The organism is Pseudomonas sp. MS19, assembly GCF_013277615.1.
Lineage (GTDB): Bacteria > Pseudomonadota > Gammaproteobacteria > Pseudomonadales > Pseudomonadaceae > Aquipseudomonas > Aquipseudomonas marincola.
This window is the reverse complement of the sequence record NZ_VBTO01000013.1, coordinates 418,176-436,491: the sequence shown is the minus strand read 5'-3', so window position 1 is coordinate 436,491 and position 18,316 is coordinate 418,176. Positions and strand designations below refer to the sequence as shown.

The 18,316-nt window shown below is 56.3% G+C and carries 18 protein-coding genes, 1 tRNA gene and 1 pseudogene; 9 read left to right on the top strand and 11 right to left on the bottom strand.

Features of this window, described 5'->3' with window-relative positions; all coding sequences use genetic code 11:
- Positions 1-12: 12 nt before the first annotated feature.
- From FEZ62_RS15285 to tssI, 4 genes and pseudogenes are all read right to left on the bottom strand, one after another.
- Positions 13-786: a hypothetical protein gene (locus FEZ62_RS15285; protein WP_172928673.1), complete on the bottom strand. Its 774-nt coding sequence runs from the start codon at positions 784-786 to the stop codon at positions 13-15.
- A 12-nt stretch (positions 787-798) separates the two neighbouring features.
- On the bottom strand, positions 799-1,572 hold the full coding sequence (locus FEZ62_RS15280; protein ID WP_172928671.1) for a hypothetical protein: 774 nt from the start codon (positions 1,570-1,572) through the stop codon (positions 799-801).
- The gene (locus FEZ62_RS15275) at positions 1,569-2,432 is read right to left on the bottom strand and encodes a DUF4123 domain-containing protein (protein WP_242454960.1); all 864 of its coding nucleotides are present in this window, start codon (positions 2,430-2,432) and stop codon (positions 1,569-1,571) included. Before FEZ62_RS15275 ends, FEZ62_RS15280 begins: the two co-directional genes overlap by 4 nt.
- Positions 2,429-4,491, bottom strand: a pseudogene (tssI, locus tag FEZ62_RS15270) (type VI secretion system tip protein TssI/VgrG). Before tssI ends, FEZ62_RS15275 begins: the two are co-directional and overlap by 4 nt.
- 253 nt (positions 4,492-4,744) lie before the next feature.
- On the opposite strand from tssI, the gene FEZ62_RS15265 reads away from it, so the two are divergent.
- A complete protein-coding gene (locus FEZ62_RS15265; protein ID WP_172928669.1) occupies positions 4,745-5,620 on the top strand; it encodes a DUF6279 family lipoprotein in 876 nt (291 codons plus the stop codon).
- Here the strand turns inward: FEZ62_RS15265 and ung are convergent.
- A complete protein-coding gene (gene ung, locus FEZ62_RS15260; protein ID WP_069899425.1) occupies positions 5,617-6,312 on the bottom strand; it encodes a uracil-DNA glycosylase in 696 nt (231 codons plus the stop codon). The two genes, FEZ62_RS15265 and ung, sit on opposite strands and share 4 nt — an antisense overlap.
- Before the next feature lie 158 nt (positions 6,313-6,470).
- On the opposite strand from ung, the gene FEZ62_RS15255 reads away from it, so the two are divergent.
- The 4 genes from FEZ62_RS15255 (at position 6,471) to FEZ62_RS15240 (ending at position 9,884) form a co-directional block, all read left to right on the top strand.
- On the top strand, positions 6,471-6,884 hold the full coding sequence (locus FEZ62_RS15255) for a PaaI family thioesterase (protein ID WP_172928666.1): 414 nt from the start codon (positions 6,471-6,473) through the stop codon (positions 6,882-6,884).
- Positions 6,885-7,099: 215 nt separating this feature from the next.
- A complete protein-coding gene (locus FEZ62_RS15250) occupies positions 7,100-7,918 on the top strand; it encodes an enoyl-CoA hydratase (protein WP_172928664.1) in 819 nt (272 codons plus the stop codon).
- Positions 7,919-8,032: 114 nt separating this feature from the next.
- Positions 8,033-9,136: an enoyl-CoA hydratase/isomerase family protein gene (locus FEZ62_RS15245; RefSeq protein WP_172928662.1), complete on the top strand. Its 1,104-nt coding sequence runs from the start codon at positions 8,033-8,035 to the stop codon at positions 9,134-9,136.
- 109 nt (positions 9,137-9,245) lie between these two features.
- Positions 9,246-9,884, top strand: coding sequence for an ion channel (locus FEZ62_RS15240; protein WP_172928660.1), 639 nt, complete (start codon positions 9,246-9,248; stop codon positions 9,882-9,884).
- Here FEZ62_RS15240 and FEZ62_RS15235 read toward each other — a convergent pair.
- Both FEZ62_RS15235 and FEZ62_RS15230 read right to left on the bottom strand, forming a co-directional pair.
- On the bottom strand, positions 9,881-10,141 hold the full coding sequence (locus tag FEZ62_RS15235; protein ID WP_090508796.1) for a DUF1145 domain-containing protein: 261 nt from the start codon (positions 10,139-10,141) through the stop codon (positions 9,881-9,883). The two genes, FEZ62_RS15240 and FEZ62_RS15235, sit on opposite strands and share 4 nt — an antisense overlap.
- 75 nt (positions 10,142-10,216) lie before the next feature.
- On the bottom strand, positions 10,217-10,693 hold the full coding sequence (locus tag FEZ62_RS15230) for a hypothetical protein (RefSeq protein WP_172928659.1): 477 nt from the start codon (positions 10,691-10,693) through the stop codon (positions 10,217-10,219).
- A 243-nt stretch (positions 10,694-10,936) separates the two neighbouring features.
- Between FEZ62_RS15230 and FEZ62_RS15225 the strand changes: the two genes are divergently transcribed.
- The 4 genes from FEZ62_RS15225 to FEZ62_RS15210 all read left to right on the top strand — a co-directional run bounded on the left by FEZ62_RS15225 (position 10,937) and on the right by FEZ62_RS15210 (position 13,310).
- Positions 10,937-11,161, top strand: coding sequence for a cysteine-rich CWC family protein (locus FEZ62_RS15225; RefSeq protein WP_172928657.1), 225 nt, complete (start codon positions 10,937-10,939; stop codon positions 11,159-11,161).
- Between the two features lie 2 nt (positions 11,162-11,163).
- The gene (locus FEZ62_RS15220; RefSeq protein ID WP_172928655.1) at positions 11,164-11,877 is read left to right on the top strand and encodes a pseudouridine synthase; all 714 of its coding nucleotides are present in this window, start codon (positions 11,164-11,166) and stop codon (positions 11,875-11,877) included.
- A 371-nt stretch (positions 11,878-12,248) separates the two neighbouring features.
- Entirely contained in the window at positions 12,249-13,136 is an 888-nt protein-coding gene (locus FEZ62_RS15215) for an alpha/beta hydrolase (protein WP_069899434.1), read from the top strand.
- 100 nt (positions 13,137-13,236) lie between these two features.
- Positions 13,237-13,310: transfer RNA gene (locus FEZ62_RS15210), tRNA-Gly, on the top strand.
- Between the two features lie 103 nt (positions 13,311-13,413).
- Here FEZ62_RS15210 and FEZ62_RS15205 read toward each other — a convergent pair.
- The 4 genes from FEZ62_RS15205 to FEZ62_RS15190 are packed head-to-tail and all read right to left on the bottom strand — an operon-like array spanning position 13,414 to position 18,260.
- On the bottom strand, positions 13,414-14,232 hold the full coding sequence (locus FEZ62_RS15205) for an amidohydrolase family protein (RefSeq protein WP_172928652.1): 819 nt from the start codon (positions 14,230-14,232) through the stop codon (positions 13,414-13,416).
- Entirely contained in the window at positions 14,225-15,253 is a 1,029-nt protein-coding gene (locus FEZ62_RS15200) for an NAD(P)-dependent oxidoreductase (protein ID WP_172928650.1), read from the bottom strand. Before FEZ62_RS15200 ends, FEZ62_RS15205 begins: the two co-directional genes overlap by 8 nt.
- 17 nt (positions 15,254-15,270) lie before the next feature.
- Positions 15,271-16,314 carry a substrate-binding domain-containing protein gene (locus FEZ62_RS15195; protein WP_172928648.1) on the bottom strand — a complete coding sequence of 348 codons (1,044 nt, stop codon included), beginning with the start codon at positions 16,312-16,314 and terminating at the stop codon, positions 15,271-15,273.
- Positions 16,315-16,316: 2 nt separating this feature from the next.
- The gene (locus tag FEZ62_RS15190) at positions 16,317-18,260 is read right to left on the bottom strand and encodes a TRAP transporter large permease subunit (RefSeq protein ID WP_201970348.1); all 1,944 of its coding nucleotides are present in this window, start codon (positions 18,258-18,260) and stop codon (positions 16,317-16,319) included.
- Positions 18,261-18,316: the final 56 nt, after the last annotated feature.

Sequence of the window (18,316 nt, the reverse complement as noted above, 5' to 3'; positions counted from 1 at the left end):
GTCGAAATATCCTTATTCCGTACAACCTGGGTAAATAGTGCATTTCTGTCCGTCCGGCATTTGAAAACCACTGAAGTCCTTGTGATTCCCGAAGCAATAAGCATCCTGGTCTTCGAATCCTTCGCCCATGCAGCGCTTCCAGCCGTTGGGCACCTTAACCCACGTGTCTCCAATCGCGGGCAGCTCTTCTGCCGCCAGCTTGATTTGCACCTTCACGGTTTTGCCCGGTAACTGATCGAGCGTATAGGCTGCCGAAGGCTGATAGCGCTCCAGCTTCCCTTGTGCATCGGTGTCTTTACACATGAGTAGTTTGCGAAGTATTCGAGGCTTCCCAGCTGTTCGAAAACGCCACTGGCACTGCCCATAAAAAGTACTCACACCGGCAGAATCGAAACGCTCGATAAAGCGGTCTTCCAACTCCGAACGAATCAGTACGCTGGCGTTATCGCTGCCAAAATCGCCACGGTCTTCACCGTAGCGTGACAAGATTTCGATCCTGACTTTGCGAACAACCAAAGGACAGCCACTCACCGTGCGGTGCAGGGCTATTTTTGAGTCGGGTTTGTACTCAGTGCGCCAATGATAGTTATGGGGCACTTGGGTATTTTTACCGCCAGGCACCGTACAGGTTTCGCCATCAGCCGGTACGTAAATCGCAATGGCTTTATAAGCGAACTCAGGTGGCAAATCGGCGGTGAAGGTAAACGTGTCGGAACTATCCGCGGAACAAGCCGCCGTTAGGGCAATGCAAGTTGCAAATGCCATCCGTAATGCGGTGCGTGTCATGTCGAAATATCCTTATTCCGTACAACCTGGGTAAATGGAGCACTTCTGTCCGCCTGGCATTTGAAAACCACTGAAATCCTTGTGATTGCCAAAACAAAATGCGTACTGATCCTCGAAACTCTTGCCCATGCAACGCTTCCAACCGTTGGGCACCTTGACCCAGGTGTCTCCAATCGCGGGCAGCTCTTCTGCTGCCAGCTTGATTTGCATCTTCACGGTTTTGCCCGGTAACTGATCGAGCGTATAAGCGGCCGAAGGCTGATAGCGCTCTAACTTTCCTTTGGCATCGGTGTCTTTACACATGAGTAGTTTTACGATGCGACGATTTAAACCTACCGTTCGAAAACGCCACTGGCACTGCCCATAAAAGGTGCTTACACCGGCAGAGTCGAAACGCTCGACAAAGCGATCTTCCAGCTCGGAACGGATCAGTACGCTGGCGTTATCACTGCTGATATCTCCCCAGTCCTTACCATAGGCAACTTTGATCTCAAGCTTGATCTTGCTCACAACCAAAGGGCAGCCATTGCGCGTGCGATGAATGGCAATTTTTGCATCAGGCTCGTACTCGGTGCGCCAATGGTTATTGAATACCGGAGCCAAGTTATCCTTGGTCGCAACCCGACAGGTTTCGCCCTTGGCGGGAACGTAGTAAACCGCTGCCACATACCTGAAGTCAGGCGGCAAATCGGCGGTGAAGGTAAACGTGTCTGAACTATCCGCGGAACAAGCAGCACTTAGCGCGATGTATGCGAATACGGCAGCACTACTTAAATAGTTGTTCATACAGGTAAATCTGACTGCCAGAACTGCCAGGTCTGGTAGACACGCTCAAAATGATTCTCAGGGCTCTCACCTGGTTTGGCTGCCCAGTTAGCCATTTCTCCGAGTGCAGGCAGACTCAATGCCCGGGTCAGCAAAAATTCGAGTTGCTCGGCGCTCTGCCACCCCCAGCGTTCAGCAGTACTCAACTGAGTACGCAACCAAACTTGTGGGTCTTGCTGCTCTGCGAGCTCAACGTAGCGTACAAGGTGCTCTGCCAGCAGATACTGGTGAGCGTTAAGCTCACGTATTTGCTGGCTGTTATGCGGGCTGCCAAGGTTCAGCCAAGAAGGCTCCTTGGGCAGTTTATAGGCACCCGGCGCTGGGTTATCAAAGGTGGCCCAGTCATTGCCTTGCCAATAACAAACACTCGCCGCCTCGCCCAAATAAGCCGGGCACTCAGACAACGGAATCTGGCCCAGGGCGCGACCGAGCACGCGATTATCATGCATACGGTAAAGCGCCTGAGCTGGCCGGCTGCCAACCAGCAAACGCGCACGCAGATGCGCTGCAAAGCGATCCAGTTGAGTTGGCTCGATGCTCGCTAACCACCCCCAATTGCGCTGCGGATTGTCCAGCAGATCTTCGATCAGGCCATCGTCTTCATTCACGATCAAAAACAAGTACGGGCCACTGCTGGCTAATCCCTCAGCCGCCGTTTCCCGGTAAAGTCTGCAGTATTGTGTAGGTACACTTTTCATCAACAGGGACTGCAGCGTCGTGGGCTCATCAACTGGATCAAGAATGAGGTGAACATTACTGCCTTGCTGGCGCTGCTGCTTCATCCATGCGCGTGGATTGAGGCCTGGCATTGCGGCGCTCATGCCGGTTCACACAGGCCATTTTTACAGGCCTCACATAACGGGCAAAAATCCGCTGCCTGAGCTTTTGCCGTGGCCATTAACGCGCCCTGGGTCGGCGCAATGAGCGGCGGGAGTTCTTCGGGCTCGACCAGTGTTTGTAACGCACCCGGCAATAATGGATTAGCCGCAGCTCCGCCGATGGGAGCGCCGCCCAGTTGAATTTCAGTGCTACTAAAAATCCCCCCAGGCCCGATAACAATGTGCTGCCCGCCAGCCTTCAAGGTAATACTGGCACCCGCATCGAGAATAATATTGGCACCTGCCTTCAGGTGAACTTCTTGTCCAGCTTCGGCCACGAGCGTTTGCCCAACCCGGGTGTGGCTGCTACTCGCTACATTTAGGTGATCACCCGCTTGCAGCTGAACCTTGCGGTCTCCCGTGACTGTGCGCTGCTCTTGCGCTTGCAACACTGAAATGCTGTGTCCTTTGATAATTTCATGACGTTCGTTGCCGACCTCAAGCCGGCTGTCGTTCTCGATGTTCTGTTCCATATCGCGCTGGGCGCGGAGATAGATCAGCTCCTGACCGGTGCGGTCTTCAAGGTGCAGTTCATTGAAGCCACGACTGGCCGGGGAACTGCGACTGCGAAAGACACTTCGGGTTTTATTGGCAGGCAGCGGGTACGGAACGGGGTTAGCGCTGTTGGCAAGGCACCCACTAATCACGGTTGGTCCGGGTCTCCCTCAAGAAACGTGACCAACACCTCCATGCCGACTCGGGGAATAACCACACTGCCCTGCGCACTGCCGGCCCAGCCAGAAGCAACGCGCAGCCAGTAACTAGCCTGATCATCACCCTGACCGTCGCGGTCCCAGTGAAACTGCACCTTGACCCGACCATACTGATCACAATGAATCTCCTCACCGGCAGGGCCTGTGACCCGTGCGGTCTGGCTGCCTAACAGCCGAGGTTTGGGATGCCGTGCAGGTGGGCGATAAATAACATGCCAGGGAGTGGCATAGAACTGATTGCGGTAGCCTTGGTTGAAGTCGTCAATATTCTCACTGGTATCGCTGGTCACGCCCTCCTCAAGCACCTGCGGCTGCTTGCCTTCATGACGAATGCCGGTCAGCAACCAAAGATCATTCCACTCTTCCTGAGGGTGATTGACCAGGCTGAGAAAATGCCCCGAAACCAGCGCTGCCTCATCACCCAATCCTTCGGCTAACCGATAGTCGGCAATGTGGCTTTCATGCGCACGCTGACTGATTTGAGTGCCACGCCGGCGCAATTTGAAGTGGCCCGGATAGGCATAATCCTCAAGGTAAGGCTGATCCACAACTCCCGGAGCACGGTAGTCACTCAGCAGGTTGAGGCTGGGTTTCTCAAAATCATAATCATTGCGGGTCGTATGGTTTGAGCGTGCCTGCAAGCGCATGCCAAATCGCTTGATCACCGGTACATCGGCGACCATGCCATTGCTCTGCACATAGGCTGAAGGTTTGCCCAACTTGGGAAAGCTGGTCTGATCGTCACCAAAAACCAGCAAATGCGCGCTCTGTGAGTGCTGAAAATGGTAATGCAGCCCTTCTTCCTCACACAGACGCTGAATAAAGTGCAGATCAGACTCGTTGTACTGCACGCAATACTCACGCGCCGGGCATTCAGTGCCTAAGTGAAATTGATAGGCGTCGCTCTGAATCCCATGTTCCTGAAGAATCCGGGCAATAATTTCCGGTGCAGCCAGTTGTTGAAAAATACGCTGGTTACGTCGCAGCTCCAGATACGTCAACTGCGGAACAAGCGTGATGCTATATCGCGTCAGCCGCTTGCCGGGATCGGCTTGGGCAACACGATAAATTTGCCCGTGGACTCCCGCGCCCAGTTCATCGAACGCCAGAAACGCCTGTTTGTGCAGCAGGCTTTCAAGATCCAGATTCGGGGTCTCGCTGACGAGCTCAACCTCAAATGCATAAGGCGTACTGATCGCCTCGTCCCCCGTGAATGCGAGAACCTGCAGGTCATGCGACAGCGTCGGTATTGTCAGGCTAAAACTGGACTGTTTGGTCGAGTTGAACATCCGATGTTCCTTCATCCACGAGGTGGTCCCGCGCGCTAAATGCAGAGGCGCGGATGAGCCGTGAAATCTACTGAACTAATGCCTTGCTGAATGTAGGCCGTTACTTATTGTGTGCAACGAAGCGGGCTGGAGCGCTTGCGAGCCGGTCTGAAAGGCGGTTGGGCAGAAATATGGTTAATCAATATTTCCAGCTAGCCCACTGCCTGCTTTATCTGTCTTATGCTTTGTACTCAAACACGTCGAGGCAAAATGGATGAAGCCGCTACGCCTGTTAAACCTCAAGAGCATGCTCATACTCACCGCCTTCTGTATTGTGCTGGGCGGATGCAGCGCTGTGGGTTTTACCTACGGCAAACTGGACTGGCTGATCAGCTGGCGCCTCAATGGCCTGCTTGATCTCAACGCGCACCAGCAGCAATGGCTGGAGCCACGCATTGAGGACAATCTCAACTGGCACTGCAGCACTGAGATACCGCGCTATCTCGACTGGCTGCAGCACACGCAGAGTTTGGTCAATGAACCCAACCCGAGCCCGCGCAAGCTCACCGCGCAATTTGTCATGGTTGGTGATGCGATTAAGCGGATCGGCAAGCAGATCACGCCAACCTCTGTCGACCTGCTAAAAACGCTGACCGACGAGCAAGTAGCGCATCTCTCCGAAGAACTGACGGAGAAAAATAACGATTACCGGAAGAAGTTCGTCGATCCAAGCCTGGCCGTGCAGATAGAAGAGCGTGCCGAGCGCATGGCAGACCGGCTGGAAACGTGGCTCGGCTCGGTCAATGAAACCCAGCTACAGCGCGTTAATCGCTGGTCCGCAGCGCTGGGCGAGCAAAACAGCTTGTGGATGAATAACCGCTTGCTCTGGCAGGCGCAAATGGAGCAGAGCCTGGCGATGCGTCATACCGCAGAGTTTACCCCGCGCATAACGCACCTGCTGCAAGCCCCCGAAGACTTCTACGATGCTGAATACCGCAAGGCGTATCCTGAGGCGCAACAGGCATTCGCCGAGTTGATCAGCGATGTGCTGCTCAGTGCCGACGCACAACAGAAGCAGCGTTTTACCGAGCGCCTGCGCGATTTACGGCACGAGTTGGCGCAGCTTGTATGCGCCAGAGTCGTCAGCTAGACCGCGCTGGGTAATTTCCAGTCGATTGGCTCGCGCCCCAGGCTGATCAGTTCTTTATTGGTGCGGCTGAAATGGCCGTTACCAATAAAGCCGCGGTACGCCGAGAGCGGCGATGGGTGAACGGACTTCAGGACCAGGTGGCGGGTGGGATCAATCAGGCTTTCCTTGCTTTGTGCATGCGCGCCCCAGAGTAGAAACACCACCGGGGTCGGTTGTTCGCTGACCACACTGATGATTTTATCGGTGAAGTGCTGCCAGCCCTTTTTCGCATGCGAGCCGGCAATACCGCGCTCTACAGTCAGCGAGGTGTTTAGCAGCAACACGCCTTGCTCGGCCCAATGCTGCAAGTAGCCATGCGTGGCAAGGTCGATATTGAGGTCACGCTTGAGCTCCTTGTAGATATTCAACAAGGACGGCGGCACGGCAACACCCGGCTGCACCGAGAAGCACATGCCGTGTGCCTGACCCGGCCCGTGATACGGGTCCTGACCGATGATCACCACTTTGACCGACGCCAGCGGTGTGCTGTTCAGCGCACTGAAGATCAGCTCGCGTGGCGGATAAATCTCTTTGCCTGCCGCCTTCTCTGCCCGCAAAAACTCGCTCAATTGCTGCATATAAGGCTTGGCGAATTCTTCACGCAGCGCGGCCTTCCAGCCAGCTTCAAGGGAAATGCGGTCGTTATCAGTCATGCAGGTATCTCGGGGCGCTAAACAGAGCAGGCACGCTAGTGAAGCGGCCGCTGCAAGTCAAGGCAGCAACTGATGAGCGACTATCAACTGGCGCCATAGTAGTTGCCGGACAACCACGCTGGGCGAACACTCGAATGACACCACCCGGAGTCATCGCCATGAACTCGCCAACCTCGCTGACCCGCGAACAACTTGAGCAAGCCCTGCAGATTTCACCGTTCGCGCAACTGATCGGCTTCAACCTGACTCACTTCGCCCCCGGCCAGATCGAGATGCAAGTGGCCATCCGTCCGGACCTGACTCAGCACCACGGCTTTGCCCACGGCGCGGTTGTCGGTTTCATGATCGACAGCGCCTGCGCATGGGCAGCGGCGTCGGTGGTCGGCGATGTCGTCACCAGCGAATACAAGGTCAACTTCCTCGCGCCGGCCATCGGTGAAACACTCATCTGCCGCAGTGATGTCATCAAGGCCGGCCAACGTCAGGTGGTCACTCGTGCCGATGTGTTCGCGCTGCACAACGGCCAGGAGAAAATAGTCGCCACCGGTCTGGCCACCATCGCCCGTATCTAGGGGCCTGCGCCACTTGCTTGCAGCCAATTGCCATACCGGACTGCAACTGCAACGACTCTGGGGTTATCTTATAGGTTGAAACGCCAGCGTTCGGCGCTGCCGCGACCGGGTTGATTTGGCTGCCGGATGACCGGCCCAGCTCCCCGTCGGATCAAGGAAGGCTGCGCCAAGCCGTCAATGGCTGGCGCGGCTAACACGCAAAAGTGAGGATGCATATGACGACTGCAGTAGAACCTTACAACCCTGGGGTTTTCGACCTGACCCACAAACTCACTGTAGAGAAGCACGGCCACACGGCCCTGATCACCATCAATCATCCGCCTGCCAACACCTGGGATCATGATTCGCTGATCGGTCTGAAACAAATCATCGAACACCTCAATCGCGACGATGATGTGTATGCGCTGGTGATCACCGGGCAAGGTGGCAAGTTCTTCTCGGCCGGAGCCGACCTCAACTTGTTTGCCGACGGCGACCGCGCCAGAGCCCGCGAGATGGCCAGCCGTTTTGGCGACGCCTTCGAGGCCCTGCGCGACTTCCGCGGAGTTTCGATTGCAGCCATCAACGGTTTCGCCATGGGCGGCGGGCTTGAATGTGCACTGGCCTGCGATATTCGCATTGCCGAGCGGCAGGCAGTAATGGCACTCCCTGAAGCCGCAGTGGGCCTGCTGCCTTGTGCTGGCGGTACCCAGGCGTTGTCCTGGCTGGTCGGAGAAGGCTGGGCAAAGCGCATGATTCTTTGCGGCGAGCGTCTGGATGCCGATACCGCGTTACGCATCGGATTGGTCGAGCAAGTAGTCGACACGGGCGAGGCTCGCGGCCATGCGTTGCTGCTGGCGGCCAAAGTGGCCCGGCAAAGTCCGGTGGCTGTGCGCACCATTAAACCGCTGATTCAGGGCGCGCGCGATCGTGCACCCAATAGCTGGTTGCCGGCTGAGCGCGAGCGTTTTGTCAGCCTGTTCGATGCCGACGACACCCGCGAAGGGGTTAATGCATTCCTGGAGAAACGCGAGCCCAAATGGCGTAATCGCTAAGCCGTCAACGCCCGCACGGATCACCGACAATTTAATCAAGACCGGATCAGCCAACGCGCAGCAGCCCGAATGCTATGGGCGCTGCGCAACGGTTCTCCGTTGAACGAGAGACTTATGAACGTAACCTTCGAACAACGCCCGAGCCTGCATGGTTTTCAAATTGGCATCGCCAGCCTGGACGCCGAGAAGAGCCTCAACGCGCTGAGCCTGCCGATGATCGAGGCGCTGGATGCGCAACTCAAGGCTTGGGCGGATGATCCGCAAATTGCCTGTGTGGTGCTGCGCGGGAACGGACCAAAAGCCTTCTGCGCCGGCGGCGATGTGGTGCAACTGGTTAAAAACTGCCTGGAACATCCCGGCGAAGTTCCGCCCCTGGCGCGGCGCTTTTTCGCTGACGAATACCGCCTCGACCACCGCATTCATACTTACCCGAAACCTTTTATTTGCTGGGCTCACGGCCATGTGCTGGGCGGCGGTATGGGCCTGATGCAAGGTGCAGCCATTCGTATCGTCACGCCATCGAGCCGCCTCGGCATGCCAGAGATCAATATCGGCCTGTACCCGGATGTCGGTGGCAGCTGGTTCTTGTCGCGGTTACCGGGCAAATTGGGGTTGTTTCTCGGTATGACCGCCAGCGGAATCAACGCCCGCGACGCGCTCGATCTGGGCCTTGCGGATCGCTGCCTGCTGGACAGCCAGCAAAGCGAATTGCTCGAAGGCCTGGTGCAGATCAACTGGCAGGAACACGCCCCCGCGCAACTCAACAGCTTGCTCAAGTCGCTGGAAAACCAAGCGCAGAGTGAACAACCGCAAGCCCAATGGTTACCACGCCGCGCCCGGATAGACGCCGTGCTCGATCAGGCTGACTTGCCCGCCGCATGGCAGGCATTAAGCGCCCTGCAGGATGACAGCGACCCGCTGCTGGCAAAGGCAGCGAAAACACTCACGGCTGGCTGCCCGCTGACTGCGCATTTGGTCTGGCAGCAAATCGAGCGGGCGCGTTCGATGTCAATTGCCGACGTGTTTCGCATGGAGTACGCCATGAGCCTTAACTGCTGCAAATACCCGGAGTTTGCCGAAGGCGTTCGCGCCCGGCTGATCGACAAGGACCAGTCGCCCAACTGGCACTGGAAGGATGTATCCGCTATTTCCACGGACATCGTGGAGGCGCACCTTGCACCCGCTTGGGACGGCCCTCACCCGCTGGCTGATCTTTAATCCGACTGTTCTAAAACCAAAAACGGGCGTCAGCGATTGCGACGTTTTGCAGGATCGACAGCGGCAAGTCATGGCTGCCAAACTGGAGTTTTTGCCCAGGGAATTGGCCGTGACCTCCGCTTACTTGCTGCGCTATCGCTTTCGTTTGTTGTTTGCCAGTTGCGTACTGTTGACCATCGTCTTTGGCTGGCCGCACCCGCCTCTCTGGCTGCAATGGACCGCGCTGGCGTTTTTGATCGTCGCCTCCATGAACACCCTGCGCCACAAAGGCGTGATGCTCAGCATTGCGGTCATGCTGGGCATCGCCAATATGGGCCTGGTGCTTCTGGAGAAACTAATCGATCTGCCCGCCCCGCTCAGTGACGGCTTCGGCCTGATCGCCTTTTTCCTGCTGGTGGTTTACGCCCTGTTCAACCGGGTGATTCACGAACGCCCGGTTACCAGCGAACTGCTCTACGGTTTACTCGCCCTGTATCTGGCGCTGGCCCTCGCATTTGCAGCGGCCTTTCATGTCATCAACGGGATATTTAGCAATGCCTTCGCCAGCGCACATGGCCCGCTGCAACTGCACGATTTCGTCTACTACAGCCTGGTCACGCTAACCACAGTGGGTTACGGCGACATACAGGCACTCGCCCCTGCCGCCCGTTTGCTTGCGGGCGCGGAAGCTGTAGTCGGGGTTATGTTTATCGCCGTGGCGGTCGCCCGCAGCCTGATGCTGATGAGCGACGTCGAACCGCTCGACTAAAGCGGCTTGAGTTTGGGTTGCGACTGAATATGCAGCACGCCAAACAGCAAAACCTGAATACGCCCGAGCCACGGCTTCGGGCGAGCCATGATCTGTTTATGAAACAGCGCCACCTCAGCCAGATGCGCCAGCAGCAAAATCAACGCCAGCCAGTTACACCAGCGCCCCAAAGGCTCGGCAAAGGGATACAGCACGTTGAGCAGCGCCACTAACCAGAACATGGCAAGTGCGCCTTTACAGAAAGACAGTAAATGCATGGCGATTCCTTATTGTTTTTAAGCAATTTAAATCGCCAGTAGAACTCTGACAAGCTGCGAAGCCCGCCAGCCCAATCAGCGTCTGCTGCGCGCCCGATTGGCGCTGCCATTGGACTGGATCAACTGTTGCTGCATACGCTGGCGCGAGCCCTGACTGGCCGAGCGCGACGGCTGATGCTGTTGACGGCTCTGCCGATACTCACGCTTGCCTTTGTCGCGACCGCCCTGCTGATGCCCCTGATGATTGCCACCTTGATGATTGCCACCCTGATGGTTGCCGCCTTGGTGATGGCCATCATCATGATGCGAGCCGTGATGTGAGCCAACGTTGTAGTGACCACCGTGATGCGGCGGGCGCGGATGGTTCGGGTACCTGTAGTAGCGGTAATCGTTATAGTAATAGCCGCGCGGCTGCACATAGACCGGATAACCGGGGCCCGAGTAATAGCGCTCAGAATAATAGGCGTCGTCGAAGTAATAACCTTGGTCGTAAATGGCGCAGCCACTCATAGACAATCCCAACAACGCAATAAGCATGGATTTGTAAGACATAAGCGCCTCGACGCACAACAAACCAGCGAAGGCTGGCGATAGCATATTGACTCTCACGCCGGGTAAAGGTGCCCTGTGCAGCCGCCACCCACATGCACACCGTCGGAAAGCCAATTTCCGGTAGCAATGCTTCAGCCAGCGCATGACTCGTTCAGGCCCCTCGCTGCAGAGAGTCACCCAGGCAAATCCCGAACCGCTTTATACTGCTGCAATACCGGCAACCGAACGCCAGACATTGCAGCCATGACCAACGCCCAAAACATCTGCCCGCTCTGCGGCCAGCTCAACCAATGCGCGCAAGCGGAATCCACCGTCGCGGTAGAGTCATGCTGGTGTTTTGCCAGGAGGATCGACCCGCGCATTCTCGAGCAGATTCCTGCCGGCATCGACCGCAGCTGCATTTGCCCACGCTGCGCCATGGCCTTGCCGATCGAGCCTGAACCGGCTACGTCCGAGCCAAAGCGCTAGCCATGCGTCTCGACCGAATCCTCAGCAATCTAGCGCACTTGAATCGCCAGACCGTTCGCCAAATGATCGCCGGTGGTCGCGTGCGTGTTGATGGCAACTGCTGCCGCGACGGACGCTCTGAGGTGAGAATATTCAACCGCGTCGAACTGGATGATGTGCTCGTGCAAGCAGGCAAACCTGCACGTTACTTCATGCTGCACAAACCCGTTGGCGTTGTCAGCGCCACCCATCATGAAGCGCATCGCACCGTGATCGACCTGCTTGATGAACCGGCGAAGGATGAGTTGCACCTTGCCGGACGGCTCGACCTCAACACCAGCGGCCTGCTGCTGATTACCAACGATGGACAATGGTCGCGGCACGTCACCAACCCGGGCAGCCGCAAGGCTAAGGTCTACCTGGTTGAAACCGAAAACGACATTGAGCCCGAATACATCGAGACCTTTGCCCGCGGCCTGTACTTCGCGTTCGAGGACCTCACCACGCTTCCGGCCAAGCTGGAAATACTCGCCCCGCGTCGCGCCCGACTGAGCCTGCATGAAGGCCGTTATCATCAGGTCAAGCGCATGTTCGGCCACTTCCAGAACAAGGTCATCGGCCTGCATCGCACGCACATCGGCAGCGTCGAACTCGATCCCAACCTGGCGCCTGGGCAGTATCGCCAATTGTCCGCTGCTGAGGTTGCAAGCTTTGCCGAACCGGAGATTCAGGGCTAGACGCTCATCCACCGATAAACGGCAACATCGCAGCTAAATTAGCGCTTGCGCCATAACGGTCGTGCTGCTTAAATCGAATCATAAGGTCTCGATGTGACTAACCAGTCACGAAGACCATCTAAGCGTTCTCTTGGTTGCTAGCGCTCTGCGCTAAATGTGGTTCCTGCCCGGTTCAAGACGTCACTCCAGCCATATTACAGGCGTGGAGGGATTGCTCTTTTTCGACCCTAACTGATTGAAAAATAAATAATTATAAAATCATCAGCCTGACATTCGTTTGTCATGTCCAGGCGCTTTCCTAACTGTCCTACTTTGCCCGGTTTATCGGCCTTGCCGTAGACCTTGCCTAAATTGCGCCAGGAGGAAACGACATGAAGCCAGCCATCGCTGTCGTCGACGTAAATGGGATCTACAAAGTCCACACGGAGTTTTATGCCAGCCCCCTAGCCCGCAAGACCATCATCCTGGTCAATGGGTCTATGGCTACCACGGCCTCATTCGCGCAAACGGTAAAAACCCTGCAACCACAATTCAACGTTGTGCTGTTCGACCTGCCCTACGCCGGCCGCTCGCGCCAGCACAACGACTACGACCACCTGATCAGCAAGGATGATGAAGCCAACATCCTGCTCGAACTGATTGAGCACTTTAAGGCCAACTTCCTGATGTCGTTCTCGTGGGGCAGCGTTGCGGCTTTGCTGGCACTGGCCAAACGCCCTGCACGTATTGAACAAGCGGTGATCAGTTCTTTCTCGCCCGTTCTCAACGAGCCCATGCTCGACTACATGAACCGTGGCCTGACTTTCCTCGAAGCGACAGACCGCGAAAACATTGGCGAGCTGGTCAACAGCACCATCGGAAAATTCCTGCCATCGCTGTTCAAACGCTATAACTATCGCCACGTCAGCAGCCTGCATGAACACGAATACCGGCAAATGCACGCGCACATCAAACAAGTGATGCGCATGGAATCCAATTGCCAGATGCCTTACCTGGCCCGTATCGACATCCCGCTGCTGTTCATCAATGGCGAGAATGACGAATACACCACCGCGCATGACGCACGCCTGTTTGGCGAATACCTGCCGGACTGCCGCTTTGCCACCATCGAAAATGCCGGACACTTCCTCGACATGGAACACAAAAGCGCTTGCGAGCAAACCCGTGATGCCATATTCGGATTCCTGCAAAGCACCCGCCCCGTCGAGCGCCTGCACTACCCGCAAATGGACATGCAACACGCCGCAATGGCTGTATAACCCATGCCAAAACGATCACCCCGCATCCGGTAAATCATATTTACTCGAGGTGCGGGCTTCTTTTCGCGGCCGAGTTCTGGTACAAAGACTCCCGCAAAAAGCGGGCGTCGTATAATGGCATTACTCCAGCTTCCCAAGCTGATAACGAGGGTTCGATTCCCTTCGCCCGCTCCAGATTTTTCAAAACAAAGCCTCGTCATCGACGAGGCTTTGTTGTTTCTGGGCTAGTTATAACCTTTCGCCCTATCCCTAAATACCGCTTGGCCTGGCTGTTTCACTAGAACCCATAAAGCTTTAGCGGATTGCTCACCAATATCTGCTCCCTGACACTTTTGCTGGGCGCCCAATAGCTTAGCAACTCCAGCAACTTTTGGTCTTGAGGCGCGGGTGATTGGCCTGGGTGGGGCCAGTTGCTCGCCCATAAGCAGCGCTCGGTGTAGTGCTCCACCAATGTACTGGCAAGAATGCTGACGTCAGGGTACAGCGGGCCGCCCTGCTTCGAGGTTTCATAAGGGGCTGAAACCTTGACCCAGGTGTTACCGGTATCCATCAAACGCCGCAAGCTTTTGAATGCACTTGAGTCGAGTGCAACGGGCTCAAGAAATTTTCCGGTGTGATCAATGCTCAGCCTGCTTGGCAAAGCTGAAAGTCGTGACTCAAACGCTGGCAGCTCACGACCATCCAACTGCAAGTTAATGACCCAGCCAAGCTCAGCAATCCGCGCCGAGAGCGTTTCTAAATCCTCCCAGCCCAACACGCCTTCTGAGCCTGGAACCATCATCAATCGCACCCCGCGGACACCATGCAAATGCAGGTCTGCCAATAGCTCATCAGAACTGTCAGCTGCAATCACGGCAATGCCTCTGGCGTGCTCGCCTGCTTGTTGTAATCCATCAAGCAGGCAGCTGTTGTCAAACCGATAGGCCAACGGCTGAACCAGAACTGTGTGCTGTATGCCCAGCGCCTGATGCATGGATTGCAAATCGCTCCAGGTCGCCGAAGGGACAACAGCCGCTACCGGGAATCGCACCGGATCATAGAGGTGCACATGACAGTCACAGGCATTGGCCGGAAGAGTGTTTGCTTTTTCAGTCATTGTTCAGCGCCTTCTCCGGTAGTGCCTGCAGGCCAAAAGCAGCTACAGCACGGCTTGCACAAGCAGGGTTTACAGCGCCTTCGGGCATGACTCCAGCCAGTATTGCGCGCACTTGCCGCACGGTATCCATGGCTTGGTGTTCACTGGCGGGCGGGGTTAAACCGCCGACATGTGGAGTTGCGATGACCCGGGGATGGGCAGCCAATTGCGGGCTTGGCATTTGCACCGAGGCCAGCCCGACATCCAATCCGCAGCCTGCGATTTGTGCATTATTGAGCGCGCCAAGCAGCGCCTCTTCATCGACCAACTCACCACGCGCAGCATTGATGAAGAAGGCATGTGGCTGCATCGCTGCAAAAGCACGCGCATTGAAAAGATTGTGGGTTTGCGCCAACGCCGGGGCCAGACATGCAACGTAATCAGACGCGCTGAGAAGCTGCTCGAAAGACACCTGCTTTATGTTTACGTCTCCCACGTCAACGTGCGGGTCATTGACCAGCACGCGCATGCCCAGCGCCTTGGCCACAGCGGCCAATTTGCGGCCGATACAGCCATAGCCGACGATACCCAACACTGATCCGCGCAACTCACGTCCCATCAGGGCTTCGGGCGACTGACCTTGCCAGAAAGCAGCAGCGGCGCGGGTAATCCCCCGGCTTAGGTCGATCATTACGCCGATGATCCACTCACTGACAGAGGTATCAAAACCCGGCGTTGCGCGGGTAACCAACACGCCATGCCGACTCGCCGCCTCGACATCAATCGAACGGATATCGACCGCAACACGGCAGACCGCAAGCAACTCAGGGAGCTGCTCGAATAACGCCGCAGGTGCAGGCGCTTCACGGCTGGAAACTATGATCTGGCAGCCTTGCGCCAACTCGGCGAGTTGCTCCAGCGACAAGACTTCATCATGTGGATTGAGTACGACCTCACCCATTTGCTGGAGTTCTTTAAGCGCTCGGTCTCCGTAAAAATTAGCCCGATTTACCGGGGAGTGACTCAACAATATCTTTGTCATAATGATACTCAAGACCTTTATTTACGGGCAGGCGCGGCCACGGAGTGACGCTCCACCAAAGCGGGTTGAAAGATGAAACTGCCGGGTACCATTTCTGGTTGAGAGACCCTGCCGATCGCTCGCTGGACCATGGCGTCAGCCATTGCTGCCAATGGCATTGCGACGGTGGTCAATCCTGGCTTGGTGAAAGCGGCTATAGACAAGTCATCCATGCCTACAACGGAGATGTCTTCAGGAACGCGCAGGCCCAGCCGATGCAGCCCGGACAAAAGCCCAATTGCCAGCATGTCATTGACGGTGACAACGGCTGTTGGCATGGGCTGCATCTGCGCAATCTGTGTAGCCATTGCCGCGCCCAGCTCTGCCAGCTCCGAGTCACCGAACGACTCCGCAACAGAGCCTTCGATAACCTCGGCAGTCGCACAACCCGTGCTGTCTTGAATACGCCGCAAGAAGCCATTGATCTTGTCGGCTCGACTCACCGTTCTGCCGCGTGGCACCAGAAACACCAGATGGCTGTGGCCATAAGACAGCAAGTGATCAGCCGCCAAATAACCTGCACGAAAGTTGTCGGGGGCAATGTGATCGATCAGCGAACCCGACTCAGCTGGCGTGGTGCGGTCAAAGCTGACCACGCTCAAACCGTTCAATGCAGCCTCCTCCATATGCGCCTCATCGGCCATGGAAGAGACCACGATTACCGAACGTATGCCAAAGGCGAGCAGGTCCTGAAACATCCCCGCTTCTTCGCTCGGGTTACGGTGGGTGTTCCCCAGCAGCAAGCGATAACCGAATAGCTTTTGCGCCGACTTTTCAATTTCCAGCGCTATTTGACCGTACATGGGGTTGGCCGTAGAGGGCACCAGTAAACCCAGCATCGGTGTATGCCCGGTTTTAAGCTGGCGAGCGATGCGGTTGGGCCGGTAACCCAGCTGGTTGATCGCCTGCTCCACCCGCGCAAAGGTTTTTGCGCTGAGCTTTGAGGTCCGCTTGTTCATAACATTCGACACAGAGCTGACCGATACTCCAGCCAGCGCCGCGACATCATGAATAGTCGCCATGCTCATCCCGCCATATCAAACAGGCGTGGCAACCACAAAGAAATGGTTGGCACGCATACAATCATCACCAGCATTAGCAACAGCAATAGCAGGTATTTCAGCAAGCGCCGCGATACATCCTCGACCCGTGTCCCCGTAATGGCGCAGGTTGCGAAAAGCCCCAAACCGAAAGGCGGAGAGAACAAACCGAGGCCCATCGCAATCACCGCAACCGTGCCGAAATGTAAAGGATTGATGCCCACTTGCACCGCGATGGGCGCCAACAACGGGCCAAAGATAATCAGTGCAGGAGCGCCTTCCAACACAGCGCCAAACACCACCATGATGAGTACCGACACCAGCATGAATGCCAGCGCACCGTGATCATGCGCCAGGCTCAGCATGGCATCAGAAATCATGGCCGGAATCTGCAGAATAGTCAGCGAGAACGCCACACTGGATGCGGCGGCGATAATGAACAAAATCCCCGCAGCCATTGCCGCCGCACGCATGAACAGCTTGCCCATGGCCGACCAGGTCAACTCTCGAAAGGCGATCCCCCCAACTATCAATGCATACACAACAGCAAAGGCTGAGACCTCGGTGGATGTTGCCACGCCTGACGTTACGCCCTTACCGATCATGGCAACCATGATCAACGCGACAAGCGCACCGCCAATCAGACGCAGCATCGGACGGCGGTTGGGAAACGCAACATTGGGGTCGACTTTCTTACCGACAATCACGGCCAAGGTTGCCAATCCCAGCGCCATGAAAATCGCCGGCACGATACCCGCTAAAAACAGGCCGCCAATAGAAATATTGGCAACGAAACCCATGATGATCATATTGATACAAGGCGGGATTGTTTCCGCCATTACCCCGGACGCCGCCAGTACCGCAGCGGTTTCATTCGGGTCTTGGCGGGTACGGCGCACGGCAGGGACGACGATCCCACCCACCGCCGCGATGTCTGCCAACTTCGAGCCAGAGACGCCAGAAAAGAATGCAGTGGCAAGAATCGCGATCAAATTCATCGAGCCCCGTACACGCCCGAAAATACGCACCAGCATCTCGATTAGCCGCGTCGACATGCCGTTTACTTCCATGATCAGGCCGGCCAGCACAAAGAATGGAATCGCCAGCAGTACAAAGTGGTCCATACCCGCCATCACTTGCTGCGAATAGATAATCAGCGGCAAGGACGGGTCGACAAGAAAGTACACCAGTGCGCAAAAGGCCAGGACAAACGCGATGGGCACGCCGCTCAGCAAGCCAATCACAAACCCGGCGAGCATCAAGTGCCAAGGCTGCAATGCATAGGCTTCAAAATAGCTATTCCAGCCCCACACCGCCATGCTGACCAGCACACAACCCAACAACGTCAGCCAGGTCACACGCGTGCTGCCGTTAACCGCATTGGCGATGCCAACAACACTCATCAACAGCGAACCGGCAAACACGGGCAGCACATTCATCGACTGCGGCAATCCCATCGGCGTCGTGACATTGGCAGCGTCCTGCAATAACTGCCATGAAGAAATGGCCAGCCCGATAGAAGTCCCAGCGACGATCCAACCCCCTACCTGCATAGAGACTTGCTGCCACGACTTGGGCAGCAACGTGCGGAAGAAATCGACATGAATATGTTGTTTGTGAGCGAGCACCGTTGCACCGCCGAGAAACACCAACAACACCATCAAGCCCCGCGCGACTTCCTCAGCCCACTCCACAGGATGGTGCACGAAATAGCGCAACACCACGGAGATGAAAACCACGCCAACATCAATTGCCAGGACCAATGCACACAAGCGCTCAATCCAAGTACATAGGCCTGCGAGCAATCGCCCCGCGCCGGCTTCAGTGGTGAAGCCCCAGGCAGGGCTGACAACAGGTGCAGGGGCAGCAATCTGCTCTTCGCAGAAACCAGGGGGCGCCATGGGAACGGCACTGGGTGATGAGCTCATGGGTAGGATTCTCTTATAGTTGTAATGGTGCGCAATCAAAGGCCGGGCGCGCCCGG